This is a genomic window from Nocardia sp. JCM 34519.1 (genome assembly GCF_020361265.1).
GTDB classification, from domain to species: Bacteria; Actinomycetota; Actinomycetes; order Mycobacteriales; family Mycobacteriaceae; genus Nocardia; species Nocardia arthritidis_A.
This window is the reverse complement of record NZ_JAIRBR010000014.1, coordinates 86,400-112,283: the sequence shown is the minus strand read 5'-3', so window position 1 is coordinate 112,283 and position 25,884 is coordinate 86,400. Positions and strand designations below refer to the sequence as shown.

Annotated in this window: 1 protein-coding gene (cut by a window edge); it reads left to right on the top strand. The window is 68.5% G+C overall.

The window, feature by feature from the left end:
• On the top strand, positions 1-25,884 hold the 5' portion of the coding sequence (locus LGY53_RS29115) for an alpha/beta hydrolase (RefSeq protein ID WP_225729893.1). It continues 24,741 nt past the right edge of the window; 25,884 of the gene's 50,625 nt are visible here — the first part of the coding sequence; its start codon is at positions 1-3; its stop codon lies off the right edge, out of view.

The window sequence follows — 25,884 nt, the reverse complement described above, 5'->3', positions numbered from 1 at the left end:
ATGACGACGCCCGATCAGTCGCCGTGGGAATTCGACACCGATGCGGCGGCTGCGCTCGCCGACGAGTTCTCGAGTCATGGCGACGCCCTGAACGAGCACATCAGCGATATCCAGTCCGTGATCAGCATGCTCGGTGCGATCTACGAGGGTGATGGTGGCAGCAAGGCCCAGCAGGCGCTGGACAGGCTGAATAAGGCGCTGCCGCCCTTCCAGGACGCGGTCGCCAAGACCTCCCAGTTCGCGGGTGAGCACGCGAAAACCGTCACCCGCGACGAGCTGATGGAGTTGATGTTCGCGGGCCAGACGGCCGCGGAGATCCTCATGCTGATCGCCCAGGCGATCGCTACGGCGCCATGGGGCGGCCTGCTGGCGTTGCCCGAAGAGCAGGCCATCGTCTATGCCATCGGACGGGGATTGTTCCAGGCCGAACGCTGGGGCATGATGCGGATCCTCACCGAGCTCGCCGAGAAGTGGACCGAGGGCCTGGTCAAGAAGCTCGCGCTGCAGGGCTTCAAGGCGGGTGCGTTGAAGTTCGGTACTCGTGCGCTGGCCGGCGCCGCGCAGGCGGCGTGGCAGGGTGCGCTATTCAGCGCGATCGCCAATAACCTCGCCGGTATCCACGACTGGAAATACGTTGGGGAACAAGCGCTTGCGTGGAGTGCGGGCGGGACGCTCAGTCATCCGGTCGGCGAGCTCTACAACGACCTCACCAAGGGTAAGGACTTTCCGTTAAAGCGCATCCTCGGCGGGATCCTCGGCGGCGAGGCCGGTGCGGCCGCGATGACCGGGTACAACCTGGCGACCGGTGGCGCGTTCGATTGGAAGACCTTCGCGTTCATGGGGGCGCTGGGTGCTGCGGGCGGCACGCGTCAGCACCTGAAGGAGGTGGCGCAGAATCGCGGGAACGGCGGTGGCGCGAATACGAACAGTTCTCGAGGCGGGCCGCAACGTGGTGGACCCGACCTCAAGGCGCCCGGCGAGCTGAAGACCGAGAAGCCGACCCAACCCTCGTCGGCGACCAGTACCGTGTCCCCGCCGCAGACCGGGCAGGGCGCCGCGGAGGCAGGCGGCAATGCGAAGTCCGGTTCGAACACCAATGGTTCGAGCGGTACGCCCGGCGGCACTTCGGGGCGGCAGAATTCCGAGGGCGGGCAGTCCGGGAGTTCGCAAGGGGCGCAGGGTAATTCGGCTGGTCAGGGTACCGGCGGGCAGCCGGGTGTGAACGGCGGGCAGCCGGGCGCCAACGCTGGGCACCACGGTTCCGAGGGGGGACAGTCCGGGGCTTCGCAAGGGGCGCAGGGTAATTCGGCTGGGCAGGGTACTGGCGGGCAGCCGGGTGCCAATGCTGGGCACCATGGTTCCGAAGGCGGGCAGACCGGTAATGGCCAATCCGGTGTGAGTTCCGGTGCCGCGCCACAGGCTGGAACCGGTTCCGGCGCAGGGCAATCCGGTGGATCAGCGCCCCGGGCCGGGGTGCCGAGCGGAGCCAGCGGAGACACTGTCGGGACGCGTGGTGGGCAATCGGGCAATGGGGCGACGTCCGGTCCCGGCCAAGGCGAAGTTGTTTCCGGGCACGCCGAATCGCCTGTCGGGGAAGGCAGGTCGACCGAGGGTGCGCCGCAGCCGTCGAACGGCGTCGCCGGATCGGGAGTGGATTCGTCCGGCGGTCCGGCGTCCCGCGCCTCCGTCCCGGCCGAAGCCGCCGACGCGACGGCGAAATCCGGTGGGGCACTTGGCGATAACGTCGCGCCCCGAGCCGGTGACGCGACGGCGCCGCGAGCGGGCGACGCGGCGGCACCGCAGGCCGGCGGACCGGCCGTCATCGACGGTACCGGCGCGCCGTCGCCGGTCGCCGGGACCAACGCCGGAGGCGATGCGCCGCTGGCGGGCCGCGCCAACGCCGCACCCACCGGAACCGGTTCGGAACTGCGTCCGGGCGTCGACGCGCGACCGACTAATTCCCCTGCACCACAGGCGAATGCGACGGTGCGGCCGGAGGAGGCCGGTGCGGCGGCGCGCGGCGGGACCGAATCAACCGCCGGTGCGCGGCCTGAAACGGGGCGTGCCAATGTGCCGGGCGGCGAGGCCGGTGCTCGGCCGGACGCGGCCCGCACCGGCGAAACCGGTGGCCGCACCGGCACGCCGACGGGTGAGGGCAGCGGGCGCTCCGATACCGGTCGTGCGGCGGCGTCGGGCGACAGCGGCGGCCGATCCGAGGCGAATAGCCGTGGGGTGCAGGCAGGTTCGCGTCCCGAGGCTGGTCGTCCGAACGCCGCTGGCGGCGAGAACGGTGGACGTTCCGAGGCGAGCGGCCGTGGCGGTGCGACGGCGGGTGAGACCGGTGGGCGCCCTGACGCGAACGGCCGTGGCGCGGTGCAGGCGGGGGCGCGTCCCGAACCGGGTGGTCGTCCGGCGGAGGGTACTGGACGTCCAGAGCCGACTGGCCGTGGTGGAACATCTTCCGGCGAGGCCGGTGGGCGCTCCGACGCGAACGGTCGCACCGCGGGTTCGCGTCCCGAATCGTCTGGTCGACCTGGTGCGGGACTTCCGGAAACGGGTGATCGGTCCGGTGTCGCAGCGGGCGAGGGCGGCGGACATCCCGAGGCGGACGGCAACACCGGAGCACCGGCGGGCGACGCCGAAAACCGCACCGCCGGTGCACAAACCATCGAATCCGCAGCCAACGTCGACGCTGAAGTCCAGCGCGCGCTCGCCCAGCGCCGTGCGCTCCATGAACTCGGCGGCCGTGCGGGAATCGACCCGAACCCTGAGGGCCATACTCCATCCGATCCTGGCCGTTCGACCGAAACCCCCGACCGCTCAACCGATCCCAGCTCGGATAGCGGTGACGCACCGATGGCTGGCGACAATCCGGTCGGTGAAAGCACCCGCCCCGGTGACGAACTCGCGCCGGAGCCCATCCGGGCCGACGACTCCGCCTCGGCACCGAGTGACCGAACACCGTCCGGTACGGACGCGCACCTCGGTGGCGACTCCGCACCGGAACCCGTTCGCGCCGAAGATCCTGTTTCGGCTTCGGAGCGCGACGGTCAGGTCGGTGAACCCGAGCCGGAGCATGGGCGTGCCGACGATTCCTTGCCGGAGCCGGTGCGGGGTGCGCACGATTCGAACGGTGAGAACGCCGACTCCGCAAATGGATCCGAGCATCGGCGGGCTGATGATTCCGGGCCGGTTGCCGACCAGACCGGGCGCGACTCGGGTGACGAGGTCCGTCCTGGTGCGGAATCCGGGCACGTGCTGGGCGATGAATCCGTCCCGGTGCCGGGGGAGGTCGGTCCTGCTGTCGACGAAAGTGCGCGTCCTGCAAGCGAATCCGAGCACGGGCGGGCCGAGGATGCCGCGCCGGGCGGCGAACCGGCACGGGAGCATCCGGATACGCAGCAGGAGGAGGGCCGGGAGCATACGGCCGATGGCGATCCGACCGGCGAGGCGCGGGAGCATCCGGATGCCGAGCCCGGTGCGGATGCACCCGACCCGCAGGCGCGGGCCGAGGCCGAAGCGCGTTGTGCCGCAATAGAAGCGGAGGCCGAACGGCAACGGGAGGAGGCGCGGGCCCGAGCCGCCGCAGTGCAGGAGGAGGTCAAGGACGCGCGGGCCGAGGTCGAAGAGGCGCGCAGGGCCGCAGAGAAAGCGGAGAACGTGCAGACGGTCGCGGAGGCGGATGTCGCGGTCGCCGAGGCCGAGCATGCGGTGGCCGAGGGCGAGTACCTGAACGCGGAGGAGCGCCGGGTCGACGCGGCACAGGAGCATGCCGACGCGGCTGCGGAGTACGCCGACGCGGTGGAGCGGCGGACCGCCGCGAACGAGGCCGGACTCGCCGCGATGGATGAGCGGTTGGACGCCGAGGCCGAACACGCCGCCGCGCAGCGCGAACGCGCGGAGGCCAAGAGCGACGCCGAAATCTCGGCGGCGGACCGGCGACTCGCCGATGCGGCGGCCCGGATCGACGCGGCGGACCGGCGGCTGGCCGAGACGGCGCGGGACGGGACCACCGCCGAGGGGGATGTGGCCGCCGCGGAGGCCAGGATGGCGAGAGCCAGAGCGGATCTGGCCAGAACCGAAAACGATGCCGCAGCCGCGGCGGCGCATCTCACGGCCGCCGAGGCATTCATGGCTGTCGCGGAGGCCAGAGCGGCCATGGTGGAGGCGCACGTCGCGCTGGCGCACGCCGAGCTGGCGGGACTCCGGGACGCCTTCGCCGAGGTCGCGCGCCGGCGGGCGGAGGTGCTGCACGAGGTGAGCAACGACCTGATCGCCGCATTGGAAGAGGCGGGTAAGGCGCGCGACGAGGCGGCGGACGCCGGGCTGCTCGACAAGGGCCAGGCAGGGCTGGACGCGGCCAAGGAGCGTCAGAAGGCCGCGGAGATCGCGGGCAGGATCACCCACGATTACTACACATCGCGGTCGGAGCCGGACGTTCCGGACGATATCCGAATCACCGACGAGGACCGCGTGACCCCGGCGGACCTCGCCGCAATGATGCGAGGCGAGTCCGAGGCCGACGCCATGGCGGCCATGATCGAGGCCATTCGCCGCGGCGACAAGAACCACAACGTCATGTGGTGGACGCAGGTGATGGGCACGCTGGCGATGCGCGAAGGCCCGATCGATATGGCCGCGGGCGAGGGCAAATCGTTGGTGTTCCTGGCCAGTTCCGCGCTGGACGCGGCGAGAAATGGTTCGGTGCACAATTACACGACCCGTGAGACCTTGGCGGACCGTGAATTCAACAAGTTCAGCAAAATTTTGCAGAAGTACGGGTTCGAAATCGTCCGGATGCGGTCGGAGGGAAAGTATCCGGAACAGGTGGAGGGTAAGGATACGATTTATGTCGGAACCCATAACGATGCCGGTTTCGGACATCTCAACGACAACGACGTACCGGACTCCGGCCAGAAGGGCCAGCGGAAGGGACGTGCCAAATTCGACGAAATCGACGAGTTGCTGCGGTGGATGAAATCCATCTTCATCAAGTCCGAAGGGGTGAGTGAACCCGCGCCTCCGCATATCGAAAGCCAGGTGCTCGGTGCCAAGGAATTTCTGGAGAAAGAGCTTGCAGCGGGCCGATTGACCTCCGAAGATTTCAATCACAAGCCGGGTCAGGTCGGCGGCGACGCGCGGCTGACCCGGCAGGGAAGGGCCGCCATCGAGGAACTTCTGGGTCGCAAATTGACCAAGGAGGAATTGAAACGATTGAATATGGAGGCCGTGGCCAGGTGGGTGTACCGGGAAAACGTTCACTACCAAATCGGGTGGCGCGAGCCCAAGATCAGGGCGGTGCAGAGCGCGCTGAGAGACGCGTTGGACGAGCACCGGATGGGCAGGCAGGACTTCGAAAATCAAGCGAAGGATAACGGTCAGATCGCGCTGACGGACGAGGGTCGTCGCAAAGTGGAAGAGCACCTCGGGCGGGAATTGACCCCCGAGGAGCTGGAGCGCTGGGGCATCGCCGCCGGAACAAAATGGGGTGAGCTCAAGGGCGATATGATCTTCATTATCGACCAGACCTCCCACAAGGTAATGTTCGATCCGAAGACCTCCAGCGAAAGCCGCTGGAACGGTGGACTGGCGCAGGCCATCGAGGCCAAACACGGCCTCCAGATCCGCGACGATCCGAGCAGTAACAGGAGTATCTCCTCGCAGAAACTGTTCTCGTCGGATCGCTACGAGAGCCTCACCGGCGCCTCCGGTACCGCGAAGGGGTCGGAACAGTTCATGCGCGACAACTATGGCATGAAACCGGTCGTCCAGATCCCTCGGTACAACGATTTGAATCTGAAAGTGGAGGATCGGTTCGCGGCGAACCAAGAGGCGAAGCTGCGGCAGATGGCCGACTATATCGCCGAAAACCAACAGGCCGGTGAGGCGCAGATGGCGGTCATGAACCGCAACGATGAGGTCGCGGAGCTGTCGGCGATACTGGACGAACTCGGCGTGGAACACGTCGCGGTCGATGCGAGCTTTTTCATCGAACACGGCGACTCGGTCGACGCCAGGCTCGAGAAAATCTTCGAAGAGGCGGGCAAGTCGGGCAAGGTTGTGGTCATCAACCGCCAGGGCGGCCGCGGTGTCGACGTCACGGTCAGTCCCGAGGTCGAGGCCAAAGGTGGCCTGCGCGTATTGATTTCGAGTCATTCGGAAAATCGCGACGAAGACATCCAAGTCGAGAACCGCACCGCGCGTGGCGGCAAGCAGGGCACAGCGGTGTACTTCAACTCGCCGGATGATGTGCTGTACAAACGACTTGCGGACAATCCGTTGATCGAGCACGCGGTGGTCCAATATGTCACCGACGTCAACGCGCACGACGCGAACCCGACCCCGGAGACGAAAGGCCGGGCCGCGACCGCGGTGGAGCAGCTGCGCAAACTGATCGGCCTCGGGCAGAGCCGATTCGCGCACGCCGCGAACGCCCCGGCCCCCACCGCGACGCACGAGCCCAACGCGCCTCCGGCCACCGAGACCGATAAGCGCGCTCCGCCCGATCCGAACTTCCTGAAGCCGCTGCATCCGCCTCCGCAGAGCGCGAATGGCTCCAACAACGGCGCTGCGCAGTCCAGCAGTGTGCAAGGCTCGAATCCGCAAGGCGGACAGAATGTTCCGCGACTGAGCGCGCCGCAGGCCCCTACGTCCGGAACAAACGCCGCGACGCCGTCGGACCTCACCGCGCTGTCGGGAACCACGGCCGCGCCGACGAATACCGGCGCACCCTCGGCCACCCCCGCGCCGTCGAATACGGCTGTGCCATCGGATGTCTCGGCACCGACGAGTACTGGTGCGCCGACGAGTACCGGCGGGCCCTCGGCCACCTCCGCGCCGTCGAATATGGCTGTGCCATCGGATGTCTCGGCACCGACGAGTACTGATGCGCCGTCGCACACCAGCGCACCGACGACTGCCGCGCCGTCGAGCACCATTGCGCCCTCGGGTCCTACCGCGCCGTCGAATGCTGCCGCGGCGTCGAGTACCGACGTGTCGTCGAATACTTCCGTCCCGGCGAACACCAATGCGCCGTCGAGCATCGCGGTGCCATCGGATACCGCCGTGCCTTCGAATAACGGCGTGCCGACGAATACGGCTGTGCCGTCGGATACCGCTGCGCCCTCGAATCCGATGGGGCCGTCGAATACGGAAACTCCGTCGAATACCGCTGCGCCGTCGGCCACGGCCACGCCATCGGACACCGGCGCGCCCGCACGGCCCGGTACGCCGACGCCCTCGAATACCTCCGCACCGACGGATCCCACCCACCCCGGCCCGAATGCCCTCGTCGACGCCGACGGCGACCGGACTCCCGTCGGCGTCGGCTCCGGTGCCGTGCACGCACCCGATGGGCCGAACCCGTGGACTCTCAACGCATTCGACCCGAATGACCCAACCGGTCCGCACAGCGCCGGGTACCGCCCGAACGGTCAGTCGAACGGATCCGGCGTCCGACCCGCTACCGAGCCGACTCCTGCCGACGCGCCGGAATCGATTCGAGCGCCCGGGCCGGCCGCCGCATCCGATACCGCACGGGACGGACGGTCGCTCCTCGACCCCGAAAACGGTGCCGCGGCAGCGGAACCTGCCGCCGGGGCGCGGCAAGCGCGGCCCGATGCCGCCGTGCCATCGAACGGTCGTTTGCGGACCGCGTCGGCGGATGCGGTGGCGCGCGCGGCCGCCATCTCCGGCACTGCGCCGATAGCCCCGATTCAGCCCGAAAATGCTTCCCCCGTCGCGGATCTCGGTTCGCGCCGGGTCGAGATCCTGCGGCTGCTCGGGCAGGGACTGTCCGTCGGGCAGATCGCGCGCAGGTTGGGGATGACCCCGAACGCCGCCAAGGCCGAGGTCGGTCAGGCGCTGCGCGTGCTGCGGGTCGAGGATCGGACCGCGGCGGTGGTGGAGGCACTGCGGCTGGGCATCATCACCGAGGATCAACTCGCCGAGGCATACGGTGACGCGCCCGCGATGCGGGAGCTGACGCACCGGGAGACGCAGATCCTGACCTTGGTCGCGCACGGCTGGTCGAATGCGGAGATCGCGGCGGCGCTGCGGCTGTCCCGGCTGACGGTACGCAAGCAGCTCGAGCGGATCAACAGGCTGTTCGGCACCGCCAACCGAACCCAGGCGGCGATATCGGCGATCGTTTGGGGAATTCTCGACCGGCAGGCGGTCGCATCCGAATCCTTCATCCGGTTGCTCCGCACCGCGGATCCTGGGTTGACCTTCACGGTCGGCCGGACGGCTGACTCGCTGTATCACGCTGTGCGCGAAGCGATTCGGCTCGGTCTGCTACCGAGCGGCGCGCAGTTGCCGTCGGAGCAGGAGGTGAGCGCCCATCCGCTGCTGACGTTGGCGACGGTGCGCGGTGTCTTCGCCAAGTTGCGTCGCGAGGGCTATCTGGACGGCAGCAGCCGGTCCGGGTCGACGGTGGCGGCGCCTGAGCAGTGGTCGACCAACGTGCCCGCGCTGCCGATGATCCCGCTCGCGAAGGTGCTGGAGCTGTTCGGCGGGTCCGGATCCAACCTTTCCGCCGTGCGAGTGCGCGATGCCCTGCGCACCGCGATCCGCTCGAATTATCTGCCGCCCGGTACCCCGCTGCCGACGGATCACGACCAAGGCGACCATCCGGTGCTGTCGCCATCCGCGTTGCGGCGCATCTACGAGGAGCTGCGTGCCGAGGGCTATCTGACCACCGGCCGTCGGGGGGCCGTTGTGGCCAGCACGGACCTCTGGCCGAAATATGCTGTGCCCGAAGCCGATTCCGGCCCGGCGGAAAGGCTGACCCCCGCCCGGCTGCTGGCGTTGCTCGGCGCCGGATCGGCTGATTTCGAGACGCGGTTGCGGACCGGCCGAACGCTGGAGGTGCTGCGGGCGGCGCTGCGCGAGGCGGTTCGCGACGGCCGATTGCCGGTGGACGCGCAACTGCCGTCGGTCCGCGAACTCGGCGCTCACCTGGGTATTTCGACGGGCTTCGTCAAGGGCGCCTACGCATCGTTGCGGTTCGAGGGATACCTGACCCGCGGCGCCGGTTCGGCGGGCGCGGCGGTGGCCCGATCCGAGGACTGGCCGCGCACGGCCGATCAGCAGCCGTCCGCGCCCGTGCCGAAGATCGGTGAAACCGTTGCCCAGCCGGTGATTTCGGATTCGTCCGGCGCCGTCGACGGACCGGTGGACGGGCTCGCCGATTACCAGCTGCCCAGCGCCGAACAACGCACTGATTCGGTTGCGCCGCAAGGCTGCTGGCAGTACGCGATCCAGGCGGCCGAGCAATTCGGCTACCACAACCTCGATTTCGACATGTTGCGCGAGCATGCCGAACGCTGGCTGCTGCAGGGCGTGCCGACGGACGAGTTCGCGAAATTCGTTCGCGCCGACTGGCAACCGTTCGAATCGCTCGACGGCATGATCGCCTATGTCCGCGAGCACGGCGGCATGATCTTCGGCGCGCTGGTCGCCAACGGCCGCACTGGGTTCTCGCATCTGTTCGTCGTGCATCGGGACAACGCGGGCCGTCCCGTGGTCTCGGAGCGGGTCGGCACCGAGGTCCGAGAGAACATTCCTGCGCAGCAATGGTTGTCGGCGCAGCAACAGACTGAGCTGGAGCCTTCCGGTATCGTCATCCGAGCCGATAAGACCGCCGAGCGTCCGCTTGCGCCCGGACAGGAACCGCGCTCGGTCGCCGGTGTCGATCGCTCGGCGTTGCCGCTCGGCGCCCGTGCCGAGGAATCCGGGCTCGCGGACCGGCTGCGCGAACTGCACTCCGCGATGCGCACCGCGCGCGCCGACGAATTACGTACGCGCGCAACGGCTATCGAACGTCGCGCGGAGGCGGAAGCGGCCCCCAAGCGCAAACAGGCCCGCCGTCTCGGCCTGCAAGCGGACCGGCTGGACGCCAAGGTGGCGGAGGCCGCCGAACACGTGGAACAGTTGCGCGCTCAGGCCGTCGCGCTGCGCCGCGCCGCGAACGAGCGGACACAGCAGCGGCTGCAAGACGGTATTCAGCAGCTGCGAAACCGGTTGGCCGCGCACCTGGACGACAACCCGGATCTGGTGGACGTCCTGCGCGCCGACCTCGCCTTGCTCGACCGCGCCGACGCCGCGGCCTATGAGCTGGCGCAGGTGCGGTTGGCGCAGGCGGGTTTGGCGGATCTGGCGGGGCAGATCGAGCGCGGCCGGGCCGGGGTGCGCGAGCTGGCCGAGGCGATCGAGACCGCCGAGCAGGAGGCGTCGGACCTACCGGAGGCCGAACGGTTGGCGGGGCTGCGCGCCGCCGCGTTGGAGCTGATCGAGGCCGATCAAGCGGTGTTCATGCTCGAGAAGGCGCACCGTGAGCTGACCGAAGCCCTCGAGCAGACCGGCCCATTGGCCGATCGGGAGGCGGCGCTGACCCGGGAGGTCGAGGCGGCGGCGCAGGCGCGGGAGAGGTTGGCCGAGCAGTTCGGCGTCACCCACCCGATGGAGTTGACGGCCGGTAACCGTGGCGCGCTGTCGCCGGGTGGGCAGCGGGTTCGTGCGCTGCGGGCCGTGATTCAGCAGTGGAAGACGCTCGAGGCCGAGTTGGATCGGTTGGCGCAGCGTCGGGCGGCGTTGCAGGCGATTGATGATCTCGGGTTGTTCCCGATCGCGGATCGGGTTGGTGTGGAACCGGCCGCCGATGGTTCGACGACCTTCCCGAATCGGCGGGTGGTGGTGGTCGGCACCGAGGCGGAAACCACCGGTTACCGGCAGGCATTGCAGCGGGTGCTGGCTCCGGGTGCCGACGTGAACCTCATTCTGGGGCTTGCTAAGTCGGACACGATTTCGATGGACATCGAGTTCGTCCAGTACACGGTGGACGAGCAGGGGCGGCCGACCGGACTCCAGCCGCTGGCCTCGACGGATGCGGTGACGACCAGCAAGGTCGGCCCGATGTGGGAGCCGGCCAAGCACGCGCGGTCGTGGGAGAAGACGAAGTGGACGCCTGTCCTCGGGCCGTATTCGTTCTCGTATGGTGCGGTGCCGTATTTCGATGATGTCACTGCGATCAATCATCATTTCAAGCCGGGCGAAACCATCGAAACCGTTTTCCCGCAACAGCTTCCGCAGACCAAGCCGCAGTTCGTTGTGCCGGAGGGTGTGAACGCCTATCACTCCGATATCGGTAAGAACGTCATATCGGCTCGGATGCTCAGCGTCGCGATGGCCGCGCGGGTTCCCAACCACCCGTGGGTGTCGGAGTTCGTGCAGAACCGGGAATGGTTGGGCCGCGGCATCTTGCGCCTCACTCAACGGTGGTTGCCCGCGAATACCGAGCACGGCCGGGCGGTCCGGCCCGCGATGTCCTCGGCGTTCATCAACGCACACCCGAGGTTGGCGTTCGCGGTGGCCAATGTGACGCAGTGGGTGCCGAGCGTGACCAAGGGCCGGTGGGTGCAACTGCTCCCGGTGATCCGCGGCACGGGAACGCACAAGTGGTTCGACTACTGGCAGCACGACCCGCAGCAGCTGCGCCGGGCGGATCTGGCGAACCCGGCTGTCAGCCCGGCGGCGGTGCATCTCGTGGGCACGACGGCCCGGGTGTACGCCGGGGAGAGCGTCGAGATCCCCGAAGCGCTCGCCGCGCGCTGGGCGGCGAACGAGCAAGAGCGCGAAAGGATTCAGGAGGAAACCGAGCGCGACTACGATCGGTTCGAGCACGATCGCGTATACGGTGGCGACAGCTTCCTACACCGGATCGCCGAGTACGCGGCGCAGAATCCGGATGCCTTCTCCGGCGGTAGCAAGACGCGCTGGGCCTACGCCGACGGCAAAGTGGTGCTCGATCCGACGGGTGCGACGATGCCGAAGCACGCCGACGGTTCCACCTGGCTGCGTGATCCCGATGGCAATGTGCGCCCGCACGCGGAGCTCGTGGCGAACCTGGAGTGGGTCCGCGACTATCTGATGCGCAATGCCGAAATGAACCGCATCGCAGACATTGTCGCGATGTGGAAGCGGCTGCTGCTCGGAAAACCGTTGCGCGAGGACATTATTGCGATCGAGGCGGCGCTGGCCGAGGCGCAGTACCGCGCGTTGCACCCGAACGCCACCCAGGAACAGGCTCTGGCGTACGCCAAGTCGCTCGGTTACGACTGGGATCGCAGTCGGCCGCATCTGCCGAATGAGCGCAGCCTTTGGGCCAAGCTGACCGGCGCACGGTCCACCAGCCCCGTCGGGTTCACCTCCGAGCTGGATCCGAACGCACCCGACCCCGCGCGCACCCGGCACTTCGGCACCACCCTGGACTTCGGTGACGGCGGGCAGGGCCGCAGGTACGTGCTCGATCAGCTGCGGCAGATCATGCGTGGTTTCCCGGAGGCGCAGATCGACGAGGCATGCGCGAAGGTGGACGTGCGGATCAAGGCGGCGACGAAAAACTATCGCGGCCCGGTCGACATGGCCAAGGGCACTGTGCACGTTTCGGCGAAGGTGACCGGCCCGGCCGGGCAGCGCAAGTTGCGGGTGGTCATCGAGGCCGAGGGTGGCGGCGGCATCCTCTACGAGCCGGTCGAACCGGCGACGGGTGCTATCCGGCGACTTGTCCGCTTCATCGGCAACCTGATACCGGGCGTGCACACCGAGCCGCCCGGCCCGGATCTGCCGCACCGGATCCAGGGCTACAACCTGACGGAGGATCCGCGCGGGCATATCGGCTCGGAACTCGAAAACGGTTCCGGGACAATGCCGTCGGGCGGCGCGCTACCGGCGGGCCGGTCCGCCGGGGATTCGGCGGCGGTTCCCGACGGATCCACCCCAGCCGCGACCCGCCCCAGCCAGGCGCGGCCCGGTTCGGTGGATCCGCTTGCCGCGCAGGCGCAGTCCGGAACGGCAGGTGCGGTCGCCGAGCAGGCGCGGCCCGGTTCGGTGGATCCGCTTGCCGCGCAGGCGCAGTCCGGAACGGTAGGCGCGGTCGCCGAGCAGGCGCGGCCGGGTTCGGTGGATCCGCTTGCCGCGCAGGCGCAGTCCGGAACGGTAGGCGCGGTCGCCGAGCAGGCGCGGCCCGGATCGGTCGGACCGGTTGTCGGGCAAGCGCCACCCGGTCCGGTGAATACCACTGCCGCGCAATCGAATACCACGCCCGACGGCTCGACACCGGTCCCGGCGCGGACCCGGCAGCAGTTGACGAGCCTCGCACCGGTCACCGACCTGCCTGCGGAGGCGCAGGCCGAACTCGATCGGCTGGTGGCCGAACGCGCGGCGATATCCGAGCAACTGCCCGTCCTGCGCGCAGCCGTGGCCGTGGCCGCGCCCACCGAGCTTCAGCAGGCCACCGAGCAGCTCGACGCGGCGCTGACCCGGGTGGGTGAACTCGCCGACCAGCTGACGGCAGTGGCCGCCGACGCTTACCTGGCCGCACAGGGCGCGGCGCCCGTTGTCGACGAAGCGGGCACGCCGATCGCTCGGGTGGGCGTGATAGACGGGCAGGTGATGGTTCTGGACCGGGGATTCGACCCGGCCGTCCACCACGCGTTGCTCACCGATGCCCTGCGCCGCAGCCCCGGGCTCACCGCGCTGCTCGCCCGCCCCGACGCCGAAATCTCTTTCGTGCGAGTGGTTGTACATCCGGACGGCGTGCTGCACGTGGCCGACCTCGTATCGCCGTCGGTGCGGGAGTTCGTGCCGGCATCGGCCGCGACACCGGTCGGTCCGAATGCCGCGGCTGCGATCGAGTCGCCCGGGGGTACCGAGAAGTCCGCCGCGGTGGCGCCGACCGGCGGATCGGCGCGGCAATTGCGCGACCTGTACACGGCCCTGCGCGATGCCCGCGCCGCCGAAATGCGTACGCGCACAGCGGCTGCCGAGCGGCGCGCGGAAGCGGACGCTGCGGACGCGGCCCGGGAGCGCGGCCGAACGCGGCGGCTCGGTCTGGCGGCGGACCGGTTGACGGCCGAGGCGGATGCCGCCGCCGAACGCGCGGAACAGTTGCGCGCCCAGGCCGTCGCGCTGCGCCGCGCCGACCACGCCCGCACGCAGGAGCGGCTGCGGGCGCGCATTCAACAGCTGCTCGATCGGCTGGCCGCCGAACTCGGCGATCCGGAGCTGGTGGACCGGCGGCGAGCCGACCTCGAACTGCTCGACCGCGCGGCGGCCGCGGCTCAGGAGCTGGACCAGGTGCGGTTGGCGCAGGCTGGGCTGGCGGATCTCGAGCAGCAGATCGAGGCCGGGCGGGCCGCGACGCGCGAACTGGCGGCGGCGATCGAGGAGGCCGAGCAGACATCGGCCGACACCCCGGCCGCGGAGGCCGAGCGGTTGGCGGGGTTGCGGGCCGCGGTGATAAAGCTGATCGAGGCCGATCAAGCGGTGGTCGCGCTCGAAAAGACGCATCAGAAGTTGACCGAGGCCCTCGAACAGACCGGCGCATTGGCCGATCGGGAGGCCGCGCTGGTGCGGGAGATCGAAGCGGCGACGCAGGCGCGCGATCGGTTGGCCGCCGAGTTCGGCGTCGCCGACCCGGCGGAACTGGAACGAGGCTATCGAGGCGCCATTTCGCCGGGTGGGCAGCGGGTTGGTGCGCTGCGAGCCGTGATTCAGCAGTGGAAGACGCTCGAGGCCGAGTTGGATCGGTTGGCCGAGCGTCGTGCGGCGTTGCAGGCGATTGATGATCTCGGGTTGTTCCCGATCGCGGACCGGGTGGGTGTGGAACCGGCCGCCGATGGTTCGACGACCTTCCCGAATCGGCGGGTGGTGGTGGTCGGCACCGAGGCGGAAACCACCGGTTACCGGCAGGCATTGCAGCGGGTGCTGGCTCCGGGTGCCGACGTCAATCTCATTCTGGGGCTTGCTAAGTCGGACACGATTTCGATGGACATCGAGTTCGTCCAGTACTCGGTGGACGAGCAGGGGCGGCCGACCGGACTCCAGCCGTTGGCGTCTACGGATGCGGTGACGACCAGCGAGATCGGCTGGCGGTGGGAGCCGGCGAAGCATCCGCGGTCGTGGGAGAAGACGAAGTGGACGCCTGTCCTCGGGCCGTATTCGTTCTCGTATGGTGCGGTGCCATATTTCGATGATGTCACTGCGATCAATCATCATTTCAAGCCGGGCGAAACCATCGAAACCGTTTTCCCGCAGCAGCTTCCGCAGACCAAGCCGCAGTTCGTCGTGCCGGAGGGTGTGAACGCCTACCACTCCGATATCGGTAAGAACGTCATATCGGCTCGGATGCTGGCCGTCGGGATCGGTCAGCGGATTCCGAATCATCCGTGGGTATTGGAGTTCGTGCAGAACCGGGAGTGGTTGGGGCGCACGGTGTTGCGGACGTTCCGCTTCTTCCGGATACCCGTCACCACCGAATACGGTCGATCGATCAGTGTCCCGATGAACTCGACGTTCATCAACGCGCACCCCAGGTTGGCGTTCGCGGTAGCCAATGTCACGCATTGGGTGCCCAGCCTCGGCAATGGCCGCTGGATCCAGGTGTTCCCGCTGATCCGGGGCACGGGAACGCACGAATGGTTCGATTATTGGCAGCAGGACCCGCAAGCGCTGCACCGGACCGAACTCGCGAATCCGGTTATCAGCCCCGCATCGGTACACCTCGGCGAGGACACGCAGGCTCCGCGCCGGACCGATCTCACGGACCCGGTTGTCAGCCCGGCATCGGTACGTTTCGGCACGGGTCCGGTGATGCCGTACACCGGCCCGACCGTCCAGATCCCCGAGGCGCTCGCCGAGCGCTGGGCGGCGAACGAAGAAGAGCGCGAACGGATTCAGGAAGAGACCGACCGCTACTACGACCATTTTGTGCAAAATGCCGACACGTACCTGCCGCAGATCGCGGCGAACGCGGCACAGGACCCCGACGCGTACTCCGGTGGCGACCGGAAGCGTTTCGCATACGTCGGTGGCAAATGGACTCTCGACCGGACGGGCTCGACGATGCCCAAGCATCCGGACGGCTCGACCTGGTTGCGCGATGCGGAGGGCAATGTGCGCCCGCCCGCCGAGATCATGGCGAACCTGCGGACGGTCGTCGATTATCTGATGCGCAATGCCGAAATGAACCACATCGCAGACATTGTCGCGATGTGGAAGCGGCTGCTGGCCGGAGAACCGTTGCGCGAGGACATCATTGCGATCGAGGCCGCGCTGGCCGAGGCGCAGTACCGCGCGCTGCACCCTAACGCCACTGCGGAACAGGCGCTGGCGCACGCGCAGTCGCTCGGCTACGACTGGGACCGGTCCCGGCCGTATCTGCCGGAAGCGCGCAGCCTCTGGGCCAAGCTGACCGGCGCGCGGGGCATCAGCACGCTCGGGTTCACGTCCGAGCTGGACCCGAGCACACCCGATCCCGCGCGGACGCGCCGCTTCGGCGCCAAGGTGGATTTCGGCGATGGCGGCGGCGGGCGCGACCACGTGCTGGAGCTGCTCGGCCGGGTGATGGAGGGCTTCCCCGAGGCGCAGATCGATACGGCGCGCGCCGAGGTGGGGCGACGGGTCGGCTACCTCACGAAGATGTATCGCGGCGCGGTCGATATGACCAAGGGCGGGGTGTTCGTTTCGGCGAAGGTCACCGGTCCGGTGGGGCAGCGCCTGCTGGAGGTCGACATTGTCGCCGTCGGTGGCGGCGGCATACTTTACGACCGCGTCGACCTGTCCTCGGGTGGTGCCGCCCGACGGGCCGTGCGGGCCGTTGTCCGGCGGCTGCCCGGCGTACACTCCGAGCTACCCGGTCCCGATGTGCCACGGCACGTTCGCGGCTACGAACTGCGGGAGGATCCGTTCGGCCGCATCGGTGACGCGGACGCCGAAAATGCCTCGGAGGCACCGTCTCCGGCGGGTGCGCTGCCAACCGGAGTCGTGGACGGGTCCACACCGGCGGCGGTCCGGACCCTGCAACCAAGAACGACGTCCGAACGTCCGGATGACGTGCCCACGTCCGAGGATTCGGGTGCGAACCGAGCGAATCCGGAGTCCGAGCGGACAGTTGGCGCGCAGGGACGGCCCGCGATCGGTACGCGAGCACAGCCCGTTTCGGCGGAATCCGTTGGTACGCAAGCACAGCCCGTATCACAGGACTCGGTGGCGGCCGGGCAAAGGACGGGTCTCGTCCCGTTCACCGATCTGTCCGCTGAGGTGCGGGCAGAGCTCATCCGGCTTGCCGCGGAACGTGCGGCGGTGTCCGAGCGGCTGTCCGCCCTGCGCGCCGCCGTGGTCGCAGCCGCACCTGATGAACTCCAGCAGGCCACCGAACATTTCGATACCGCGCGGACGCGGGTCGGTGAGCTCGCCGACGAACTGACGGCGCTGGCCGGAGCCGCCTATTTGGCGGCGCAGGGCGCGGCATCCGTCCACGACACGGCGGGCACGGCGATACCCGGAATAGGCGTTGTCGACGACACTCGGGTGATCGTGGTGGGCCGGGGATTCGATCCGTCCGTCCACCGCGCACTACTTACCGACGCCGCGCGCCGCAGTCCCGGATTGGCCGCGGCGCTGGCCCATCCCGGTGCCGAAATCCATTTCATGCGAGTGGTTGTCCATCCGGACGGCGTGCCGCACGTGGCCGGGCTCGCATCGCCGTCGGCGCCGGAATTCGTCGCGGAATCGGCCGCCGCGGCGATGCCGGTCGGCCATGTCGTTACGGTTCAAGCGAATTCCGCGACGGTTCGAGACGATCCGCAGGCCGCCGAGCGCGGCCACATCGTCTTCGACATCGACGGACAGCTGGTGCCGATGCGCCTGGTCGAGGGGCCGGACGGCTGGCAGCTGGTCGCCCCCGATCCGGCGGATTCGGCGGATTCGGCGGAAACCGCCGCACCGGAACAGGTTTTGCCGTCGGCCGTAACCCGGAAAGAGTCGGCGGGCCGCCGGTTCGCGCAGTGGCTGAAGCAGGCCGTGCGCTACCACAAGGTGAACCCGATTCACCCGCCGTCGGAAATGGTGCCCGCCGGGCAGGCCGTGGTGATCATGTCGATCGGGCAGCTCGCGCACATCGGGCCGCTGGAGCCAGAGCACCTGTACTCGGCGCATTCCAAGGCGCACAAGGCGAGTCCGCTGATCACCATCCGCGAGATCGTCACGTTCTGGAAGTCGCGCCACCAGATCGCGCGCTTCTTCCGCCCGGGCGCCGGCATGGTCGAGACGCCGATGCCGACGACCAGAGACGGCAGGGAGTACACCTACTGGCGCGACCCGAGCAGCCCCGAGGCGCGGGTGATGTCGGCCGAGCTGAAGCGCCTCGGACTACAGCGCTTCGATCCGGTAACCCAAGCCGAAAACGCTGCGCCGCAACCAGTTACGACTGGGCCCGAACTCAACGGCGACGTCCCGGCACCCGTGCCGGACGCGCGGCCGCAGCCCGCCTCCGCCGCGGCGCGCGCCGAGCTCGCAGACTGGAGCGAGCAACTCGACAATGCGGCGCGCCCGCGCGCGGAAGAGGGTGCGCGGCTTTACGCCTTGGCCACCGAATACGATGTGGCACTGGCCGATTCGAGTCCGAAATCGGTGCAGGCCGCCCTCGACGAACTGCAGTACCGGGCGATGCGCCAGGCGGCGACGGTGCGCGAGCTCGAGGCGGCGCTGCTGCGCCTGGAAGCGGAGGCGCGGCGCATCCCGTTCAACGGGGAGGTCAACTTCATCGCGCCCGACCCGCTCGGGAATTTCGAGCGGGAGGTTCGGGAAGCGACCGCGGCGGTCAAGGCGGCGGCCGAGGGTAAGAGCCTGGTCGCGGGCAAGGGCCGCGGCCTGCGGTGGGCGCTGCGCCTCGGCCGCGCCCTCAGCCTGTGGGAAGGGGTGAACAACCGGAGTCAGCCGGGACACCGCTGGTACGACCTGAGCCAGCACGATACGCCGACCGGACGCGCGTACGTCGCGGATGTCGCCCGGCGCGCCGGCCTGCAGAGCGAGGTCGGCATGCGGGCCGAGATCGTCGGCGCCGACCCGGCCGCGGTCGATTCGACGGAGTTGGCCGCACAGCGCGAGCGGGCAGCCGAATTGGCCCGTATGGCAGACGAATTCGAGGCGCAGGCGGCTCGCTACCGCGCTGCGGACGTGGCGTTCGGCGAGGTCGTCGAGGTGATGGCGAGCGTCGCCGGACAGGACTGGGTCCGCTCCCAGGGCGGTGCGTCGCTGGATACGGCGAAGCATCCCGGCATCGCGCTGGTCGGCGTCGACCGGCTCACTCTCGTGGTCATCGACGATGGATCCGGTCACGACCGGATGCTCGCGAAGCTGCTGGCCGATCCGGATTACGCCGATGTGGCCCGGGCGCTGAATCGCGATGAGATCGGGCTCGAATACCGGGTGGTCTGGGCGGACCGTGCCGGGACGGTGCTCAGCGCCGCGATCGAGACACCGGCGGTCCGGCACTTCGCCGGTGAGATCGCCGGGCGTCGACTCGCCGCGACGATGTTGCGCGACGCGGACGGCCGCTGGCACGTGCTCGCGGACGGCGTGGCGCCGGAAGTCACGGCACCGCAGCAGCATTCGGGCCTAGACCAGCTGACCAGGGCGGAGCTGGAGCAGGGGCTCGCCGAACTGCGCGAACACTTCGACCTGAAACCGGAGCAACTCGCCCCCGGACAGTTGGGCGCGACGATCGCCGCGCTGCGTGACCGCAACGCACTGGACGCGATCGCCGACGAGGCGCTGCTCGACCACGCCCGCACCCTGCTCGCCATCGATCGGTTCAACGCGTTCTACGAGCTGGCCGCGATCCGTGCCAAGGTGGGTCGCGTCGCCGCGATCGCCGAGGCGGACCTGACGCCGGGCCGGCTCGCGGAGGTGATCGCCGATCCGGAGCAGGGGAATTCGGTCCGGAAGAAGCAGTTGACCGCGCTGCTCGGTTACGTGCAGAAGTTGCGCGGCATCGATGCCGCGGCCGTCGACGCGGCGCGCGACCGGTTGGCCGAGGCGCTGGGCATCTCGGCCGACGACCTCTACCTGAAGAAGTTCACCAAGAACCCCCGGACCCAGAATCTGCACTATGTCCTGGATAAGACACGAATCGGCCCCTCGCAGCTGAGCCGGGCGCTTGGCAAGGCGATCCGCGCCGACGCGGCCCGCACCGTGGCCGCGCTCACCGAATACCTGGACGCGATCGGCGCTATCGATCCGCACACCGACGGGTTGCGGCCGAATCCCGATGCGGCGCCGAGTGATCCGCGCCCCGTCGACCGCGAACTGCCCATGCGGGATCCGACCACCCCCGACTACATTCGCGAACTAGTCGAGGATCGGGACCGGCTGTTGGCCGCGGCGGCGGAATATCCGAGCGCGAGCCTCGACCCGGCAGGGCCACAGCAGCCGAGCCGTAGTTGGCGGCAGATCGCCGGTGTGGTGCTCGAGGACCTGTCCCCGGCCGATTACGCGAAGGCCTACGCGGCGATCCGCGCCGGGAAGTTCGCCGATCTCGGTGCCCGCGGCGAGGCGCAGCTCGCGGCGATCCAGGAAATGCTGCGGGATCGGGCACGGCACACCGACGCCGAGATCAGCGCGCTCGAAGAACTGGCCGAATACCTCAACCGCCGCGCGGGGGTTGCCGGTGACGGGTCGGCGAATTTCGTGGCGCCGCATAGTGGTTCGGCGGTTACCGCGCAGGCGAACCGGCCCGGCGCAACACGGATGGCGGATCCTGCTGGCGTGGTGGCGGATCCTGCTGGCGTGGTGGCGGATCCTGCTGGCGTGGTGGCGGATCCTGCTGGCGTGGTGGCGGATCCTGCTGGCGCTGTGACGAATGCCGGTGGCGTGGTGACAGACCCCGCCGGCGCGGCGGTGAATCCCAGTGGCGCCGTGACGAATACCGCTGGTGCGGTGCAGAATTCGCCAGGCAAAGTGACCGGCACGCGGGGTTGGACCCAAGGCGAGTCGAGCGCGTACGTACCCGCCGATGCGCACACGCGCGCCGCGCTCGTCGCGCACGGCGCCGCAATCACGGCCGCGCAGCAGCAGCTCGACGCGGTCGCGGACGCGCAGCGCGAGGTATTGCGCGAACTGGGGGTCACCGATCCCGCACCGCTGAGCCCAACCGAGTTGATGGCGGCCGCGGAGCAACAGGTGTGGCACTGGCGTGCCGAGGGCGACGAGTTGGCGCGCCGCGAAACGGAGGGCGGTATCCCTGCCGCCGAACTCGTCCAGCATTTCGCGGACCGCAAAAACGCTGTGGCACAGACACAAAGGGCCCGAGTCGCGGCGACGGCGCTCAGGTCGGCCATCGAGGCCGTCGCGGCTGCCCGGCACGCGGCCGACGTCGCCGGTGTCGGCGCCCTGCTCGATTCGCTGCCCGGACGACGGGTCACCGAGGATGCGGTGGTCACCGACGGCGTGCCGATGCGCGTCACGGTGGCGACGCCCTTCGCCTCGGCCGAGCACGTCGTCAATGCCGAGCTGCGGGCGGCCTGGGCGGAACAGGGCGTCGAAACCCGTTACCTGATGGTGCGGGTCGGCTCGGACGGCACGGTGCGCGTCACCGAGCTGCACGCGCCGTCGAGTGGCGCCACGTCCGCGACCACGCGGCAGTCCGGCCCGGCCGTCGACCCCGCAAGCGCGACGACCGCCGCTCAGCCGACGGCATCGAACGCCGAAATATCCGTTCCCGCAATCGAATCCAGGCCGCAGCAGGCCAGTATCGCGCCCACTCCAGGCAGCGGTGACGGCTCCACCGCCCATCCGCGCCCGGCGACGGCGGGCGATCCGGCCGAGCTCGCGGAGCAACTGGCCCAGGCCATCCAGGGCCGAACCGGTGCGGATCGCAACACCTGCGTCGCGGACGCGACGGCCGACGTTCGGTCGCAGCAGGGCGATGTGATGGACGAGCCCGCACCCGATCTCGGCGACGGGCTCGGCCTGGACGGCGCGGTCGTCGCGGGATTGCTGCGCGCCGCGCAACCGACGATATTCGAGGACGCGAACGGCGGCGCGGATTACGGCGCGCTACTCGATGCGATGGAGCAACACGGCGCGGGCACAACGAGTTTCGTGGTCGAGCTGCGTAATGTTCCGAATGCGGACGATGGCGTCGGCGGGCACATCTTCGCCGTCACCTACCAGGGCGAAACCGCGCCCGGCGTGCACACCTATCTGATCGGGGGCAGAACCTACGTTCGCACCATCGGGCAGTGGTTCGAGGACCCCGCCGACGAGCAGCGATCGATTTCGCTGACCGAACTGGCCGGCGGTTCGATCGACAACGTCCGGCAGACCGCCGCCGTGATGTGGCGCGGCGGACGGCTGCTCGCCAACCCGGGCCGTGCGCTCGAGCTGGTGGGCGCCGGACGCTTCGGCGCGACACCGGCACCCAGGCAACCGGGGCGTGGCCCGGAAGTTCGCGCGGCGGTCTGGGAGATTCGCGATGTGCTCGCCGAGGAACTGCGGCTGCGTGGTCGCGCGGCCGCGGCGCTTGCCGACGCGCGGGCCGCGCGCACGGCGGGCGACGACGACCTCGCCCAGCAGTTGGACGAGCGGGCACAGCGCATCGGGCAGCAGGCCGATCGGGTGCGTGAACGCGCTGATCGCTTGCGCACGAGAGTGATTCGTCTCCAACTTGCCGACAATGTCGCGTCGCGTAATGCGCTGCAGGCCCGCCTCGCCGCGCTGCGAACCGACTTCACCGCAGCGTTCGGCGGCGAAGCCGCGGCGCGGGAATTCCGCCGAGCTCTCGAACGAGCCGATTCGATAACGGGTCTGGAACGCGACCTCGGCCGTGCCCGCAGCGCGGAACAGGCACTGCGCGACCAGGTTCGGGCCGGTGAGCAGGCGCTCGCCCGTCCGCGCGCGGACATCCAGGCGCTACAGGACGTACTCGACCGAACTCTGTCGGCCCCGATTCCGGCCGCGGACAAGCATGCGGCCGTTACGCATATCCGACACGAACTCGACCGTATCCGAGCGGAATTCGCCTCGGCAGAGGCCGCTCAGCGTCAGCTTGTCGACCGGTACGAAGCGGCCGTAGGCATGCATGCGGATCTGCTGGAGCAACTGGCGCAGGCCAGGGAGGCGCGTGCGGAGCTGGCGCGCCGGTTCGGCATCGCGGATCCGGCCGAACTGGACCCGATCAGCGATCGGGCGCCGTCGACCGCGGTGGAGCGGGTACGTGACCTGCGCGCGGCGCTCGACCAGATACGCGGGGCGGAGCTGGCGCTGGCCGAGCTCCAGCAGCGCCGGGCGGCGCTGCGTGCGCTGCATGATGAAGGCGCGATTCCGATTTCGGACCGGGTCGGTATCGTGCCGAGCGGGTTGCACGACGACGGGCGGATCGCGTTCGGGCGCATCGTCGTTGTCGGTGGTGATACCGGCGCGACGGATTATCGGCAGGCGTTGCAGCGGGTACTCGGTGTGGATGTCGAGGTCGCGATCCGGTTGGCGCGGTCGACGGCGTTCCCGTTCGATGTGCGGTTCAGCGAGGTTCTAGTCGATGCAGGGGGCCGTTATCAGGGCACCCGCGTCTTGTCCTCCCTCGGCCCCGGGGTCGTCATCAAGAAGGGGACCAAGGGTAGATATCCGGCGCGTTGGACCGTGCCGCAGCCGCCGTTCCTGGCGAAGGGACCGGTCACCGCGATGGGTGATGCGATCGGCTCCTTCGACCATCACTTCAAGCACGGCGAAACGCTCGAATCGGTTTACCCGCAGAATATTCCGTTGTCGAAGCCGCTGTTCCTGGTTCCGAAGGGTGTGCACGCCTACCACTCGGATATCGGCGATTACATCTTCAACGCGTTCATCTACACGGTTCGTATCGGTGCGTCGATTCCGAAGCATCGGTGGGTGGTGAATTACCTGCGCAACCACGATTGGCCGGGACGTGCGGCATTGTGGTTTACGCAGTTGATCCCGACGACCAAAGAGCCGGGGCGTTCGATCAGGTTGCCGCTGTCCGCGGAGTTCGCGCGCAAGCATCCGCGCATCTCGTGGATGGTCGGCGGTGCGGCGCAATGGATTCCGCATCCGAAGAACATGCTCAATGTCATTCCGTTGGTGCGGTTGGCGCGGAATCTGCGGAAGTACAACTGGTTCCCGGACCGGACCGACCCGATGCCGTTGATGCCGCATGCGCCGCTCGGCATTCCGAGCGGACCATCGGCGTCCGGACTCGACGGCAGCGCCCCGTTGCCGTACCACGGTCCCAGCGTCGACCTTTCGGGCATTCAGCCGTACTGGGATGCGAAAGAGGCTGCGCGGCAACGTCATCAGCAGACGGCGGATGCGAAATTCGCTTGGTTCGAGCAGGATCGGACCGAGCATGGCGACAGCCTGTTGTACAAGATCGCCGATCAGGCGATCGCGGACCCGATCAGGTATTCCGGTGGCGATCGGAAGCGGTGGGTGCGTAACGCACCGAACCAGCCGTGGGTTCGTGATCGTAAGGGCACCACCCTGCCGAAACATCCGGATGGTTCCACATGGTTGCGCGACAGTGCGGGTAACGTTCGTCCGCGCTACGAGATCATCGCCAACCTGCGGACGATTCGCGATGAGTTGCTGCGCAATCCGGAGTTGAATCGCTTGCCGGATGTCGCCCAGTTGTGGCAGCGGGCGATCGATGGAACGCTCTCGCGCGCCGATGTCATCGGCATGGAGGCGGCGCTTGCTCGCGGCACCTATCTCGCGCTGAATCCGACCGCACGGTGGGCCGATGCCGCCGCGTATGCGAAAAAGCTTGGTTACGACTGGGATGCCAAGCGGCCGCCACTCACTCCGGAACCCGGTGAGCGTGGCCTGTATCGCAAGGTGACCGGCAAGCGGGCCGATGATGTCGGTGGCGGTGCCGAGACGAACCCGTACACACCGGATCCCGCGCGTACCCGCCGTTTCAGTGATCCGTATATCGCACCGGGCCAGCAGCGGTTCGACAAGGTGCTCGGTGATATGGCCTTGGCGATGCATGGTTGGCCGGAAGCCAAGATCGCGGAGGCACGGCGGGCCGTCGAGCAGAAGGCGGGCGAGATCGCCGCGCCCAGCATCGGTGACCTGGCGAATCGGAAGCACCGCAGGCCGACCTGGATCGGTCGGGTCATCGATTGGGTGGTTCGCGATACACCGTTCGCCGACGATGTCTTCCGCCACGACATCGAGATTTCGGGCAAGGTGACCGGTGAGGCGGGGCAGCAGACGCTGTCGGTGAAGATTTCGCGGCGCGGTGTCGGCGACGTCGAATACGCGCTGCACGAGTACGAAAACGACTGTCTCGAAGTCTCGTTCGATGGAGTGATAGCGAAGGAAGGGCAGGTAGTCAGGCGGCCGAGGGCGAACGCGGCCAACAAAGCCGGACATCCGTGGGAAGAAGCGGTATCGCTGCTGAATGATGCGCATGTCGCCGGGTTCACCACCGACGCAACGAGTTCCGCCCACGCGAAGATCCTGCGTGGGCTGATCGCCCGGGGCTTGAATGACGACGGTAATGGTGCGACGGCCTGGATTCTCGATCGTCGGGCCACCGTTGACGTGCATGGTGTCGGTGCGCATTCCTTCACGGTGAGCTATGAGGGCCGTAACGGTGATGGCGCGCATGTTTTCGACATCGCTGGTCGCCTGGCTGTTTATCTCGGTACCGATGCGCAGGGTCGGGAGTGGCTTGCTCACCCGGATACGGGTGCACCGGTTTCGCTGGCGTATTTGACGGGTGGTTCGCGCCGTGAGACCCAGGAGACCTGGGCGGTGACATGGCACGGTGGCGTGGAAGCGCCCATCCGCGGCAGCGATCCGAATGCCGCACCGCCACGAGACGATATGCGCATCGGACAGAGCGCGCCGCGGAATCCGCTGGACGAGCTGATGCGATATTTCGCGGACGCACCCGAAAGACGTTCGGACGAACCGGATCCGCTGACCGATGGCCAACGCCGCTACACGCGCGCGCTTTCCGCGCTATTGGGAATCGGCGAAGGACTCGCCGACCTGCACGATCCGCTGACTGCGCTGGCA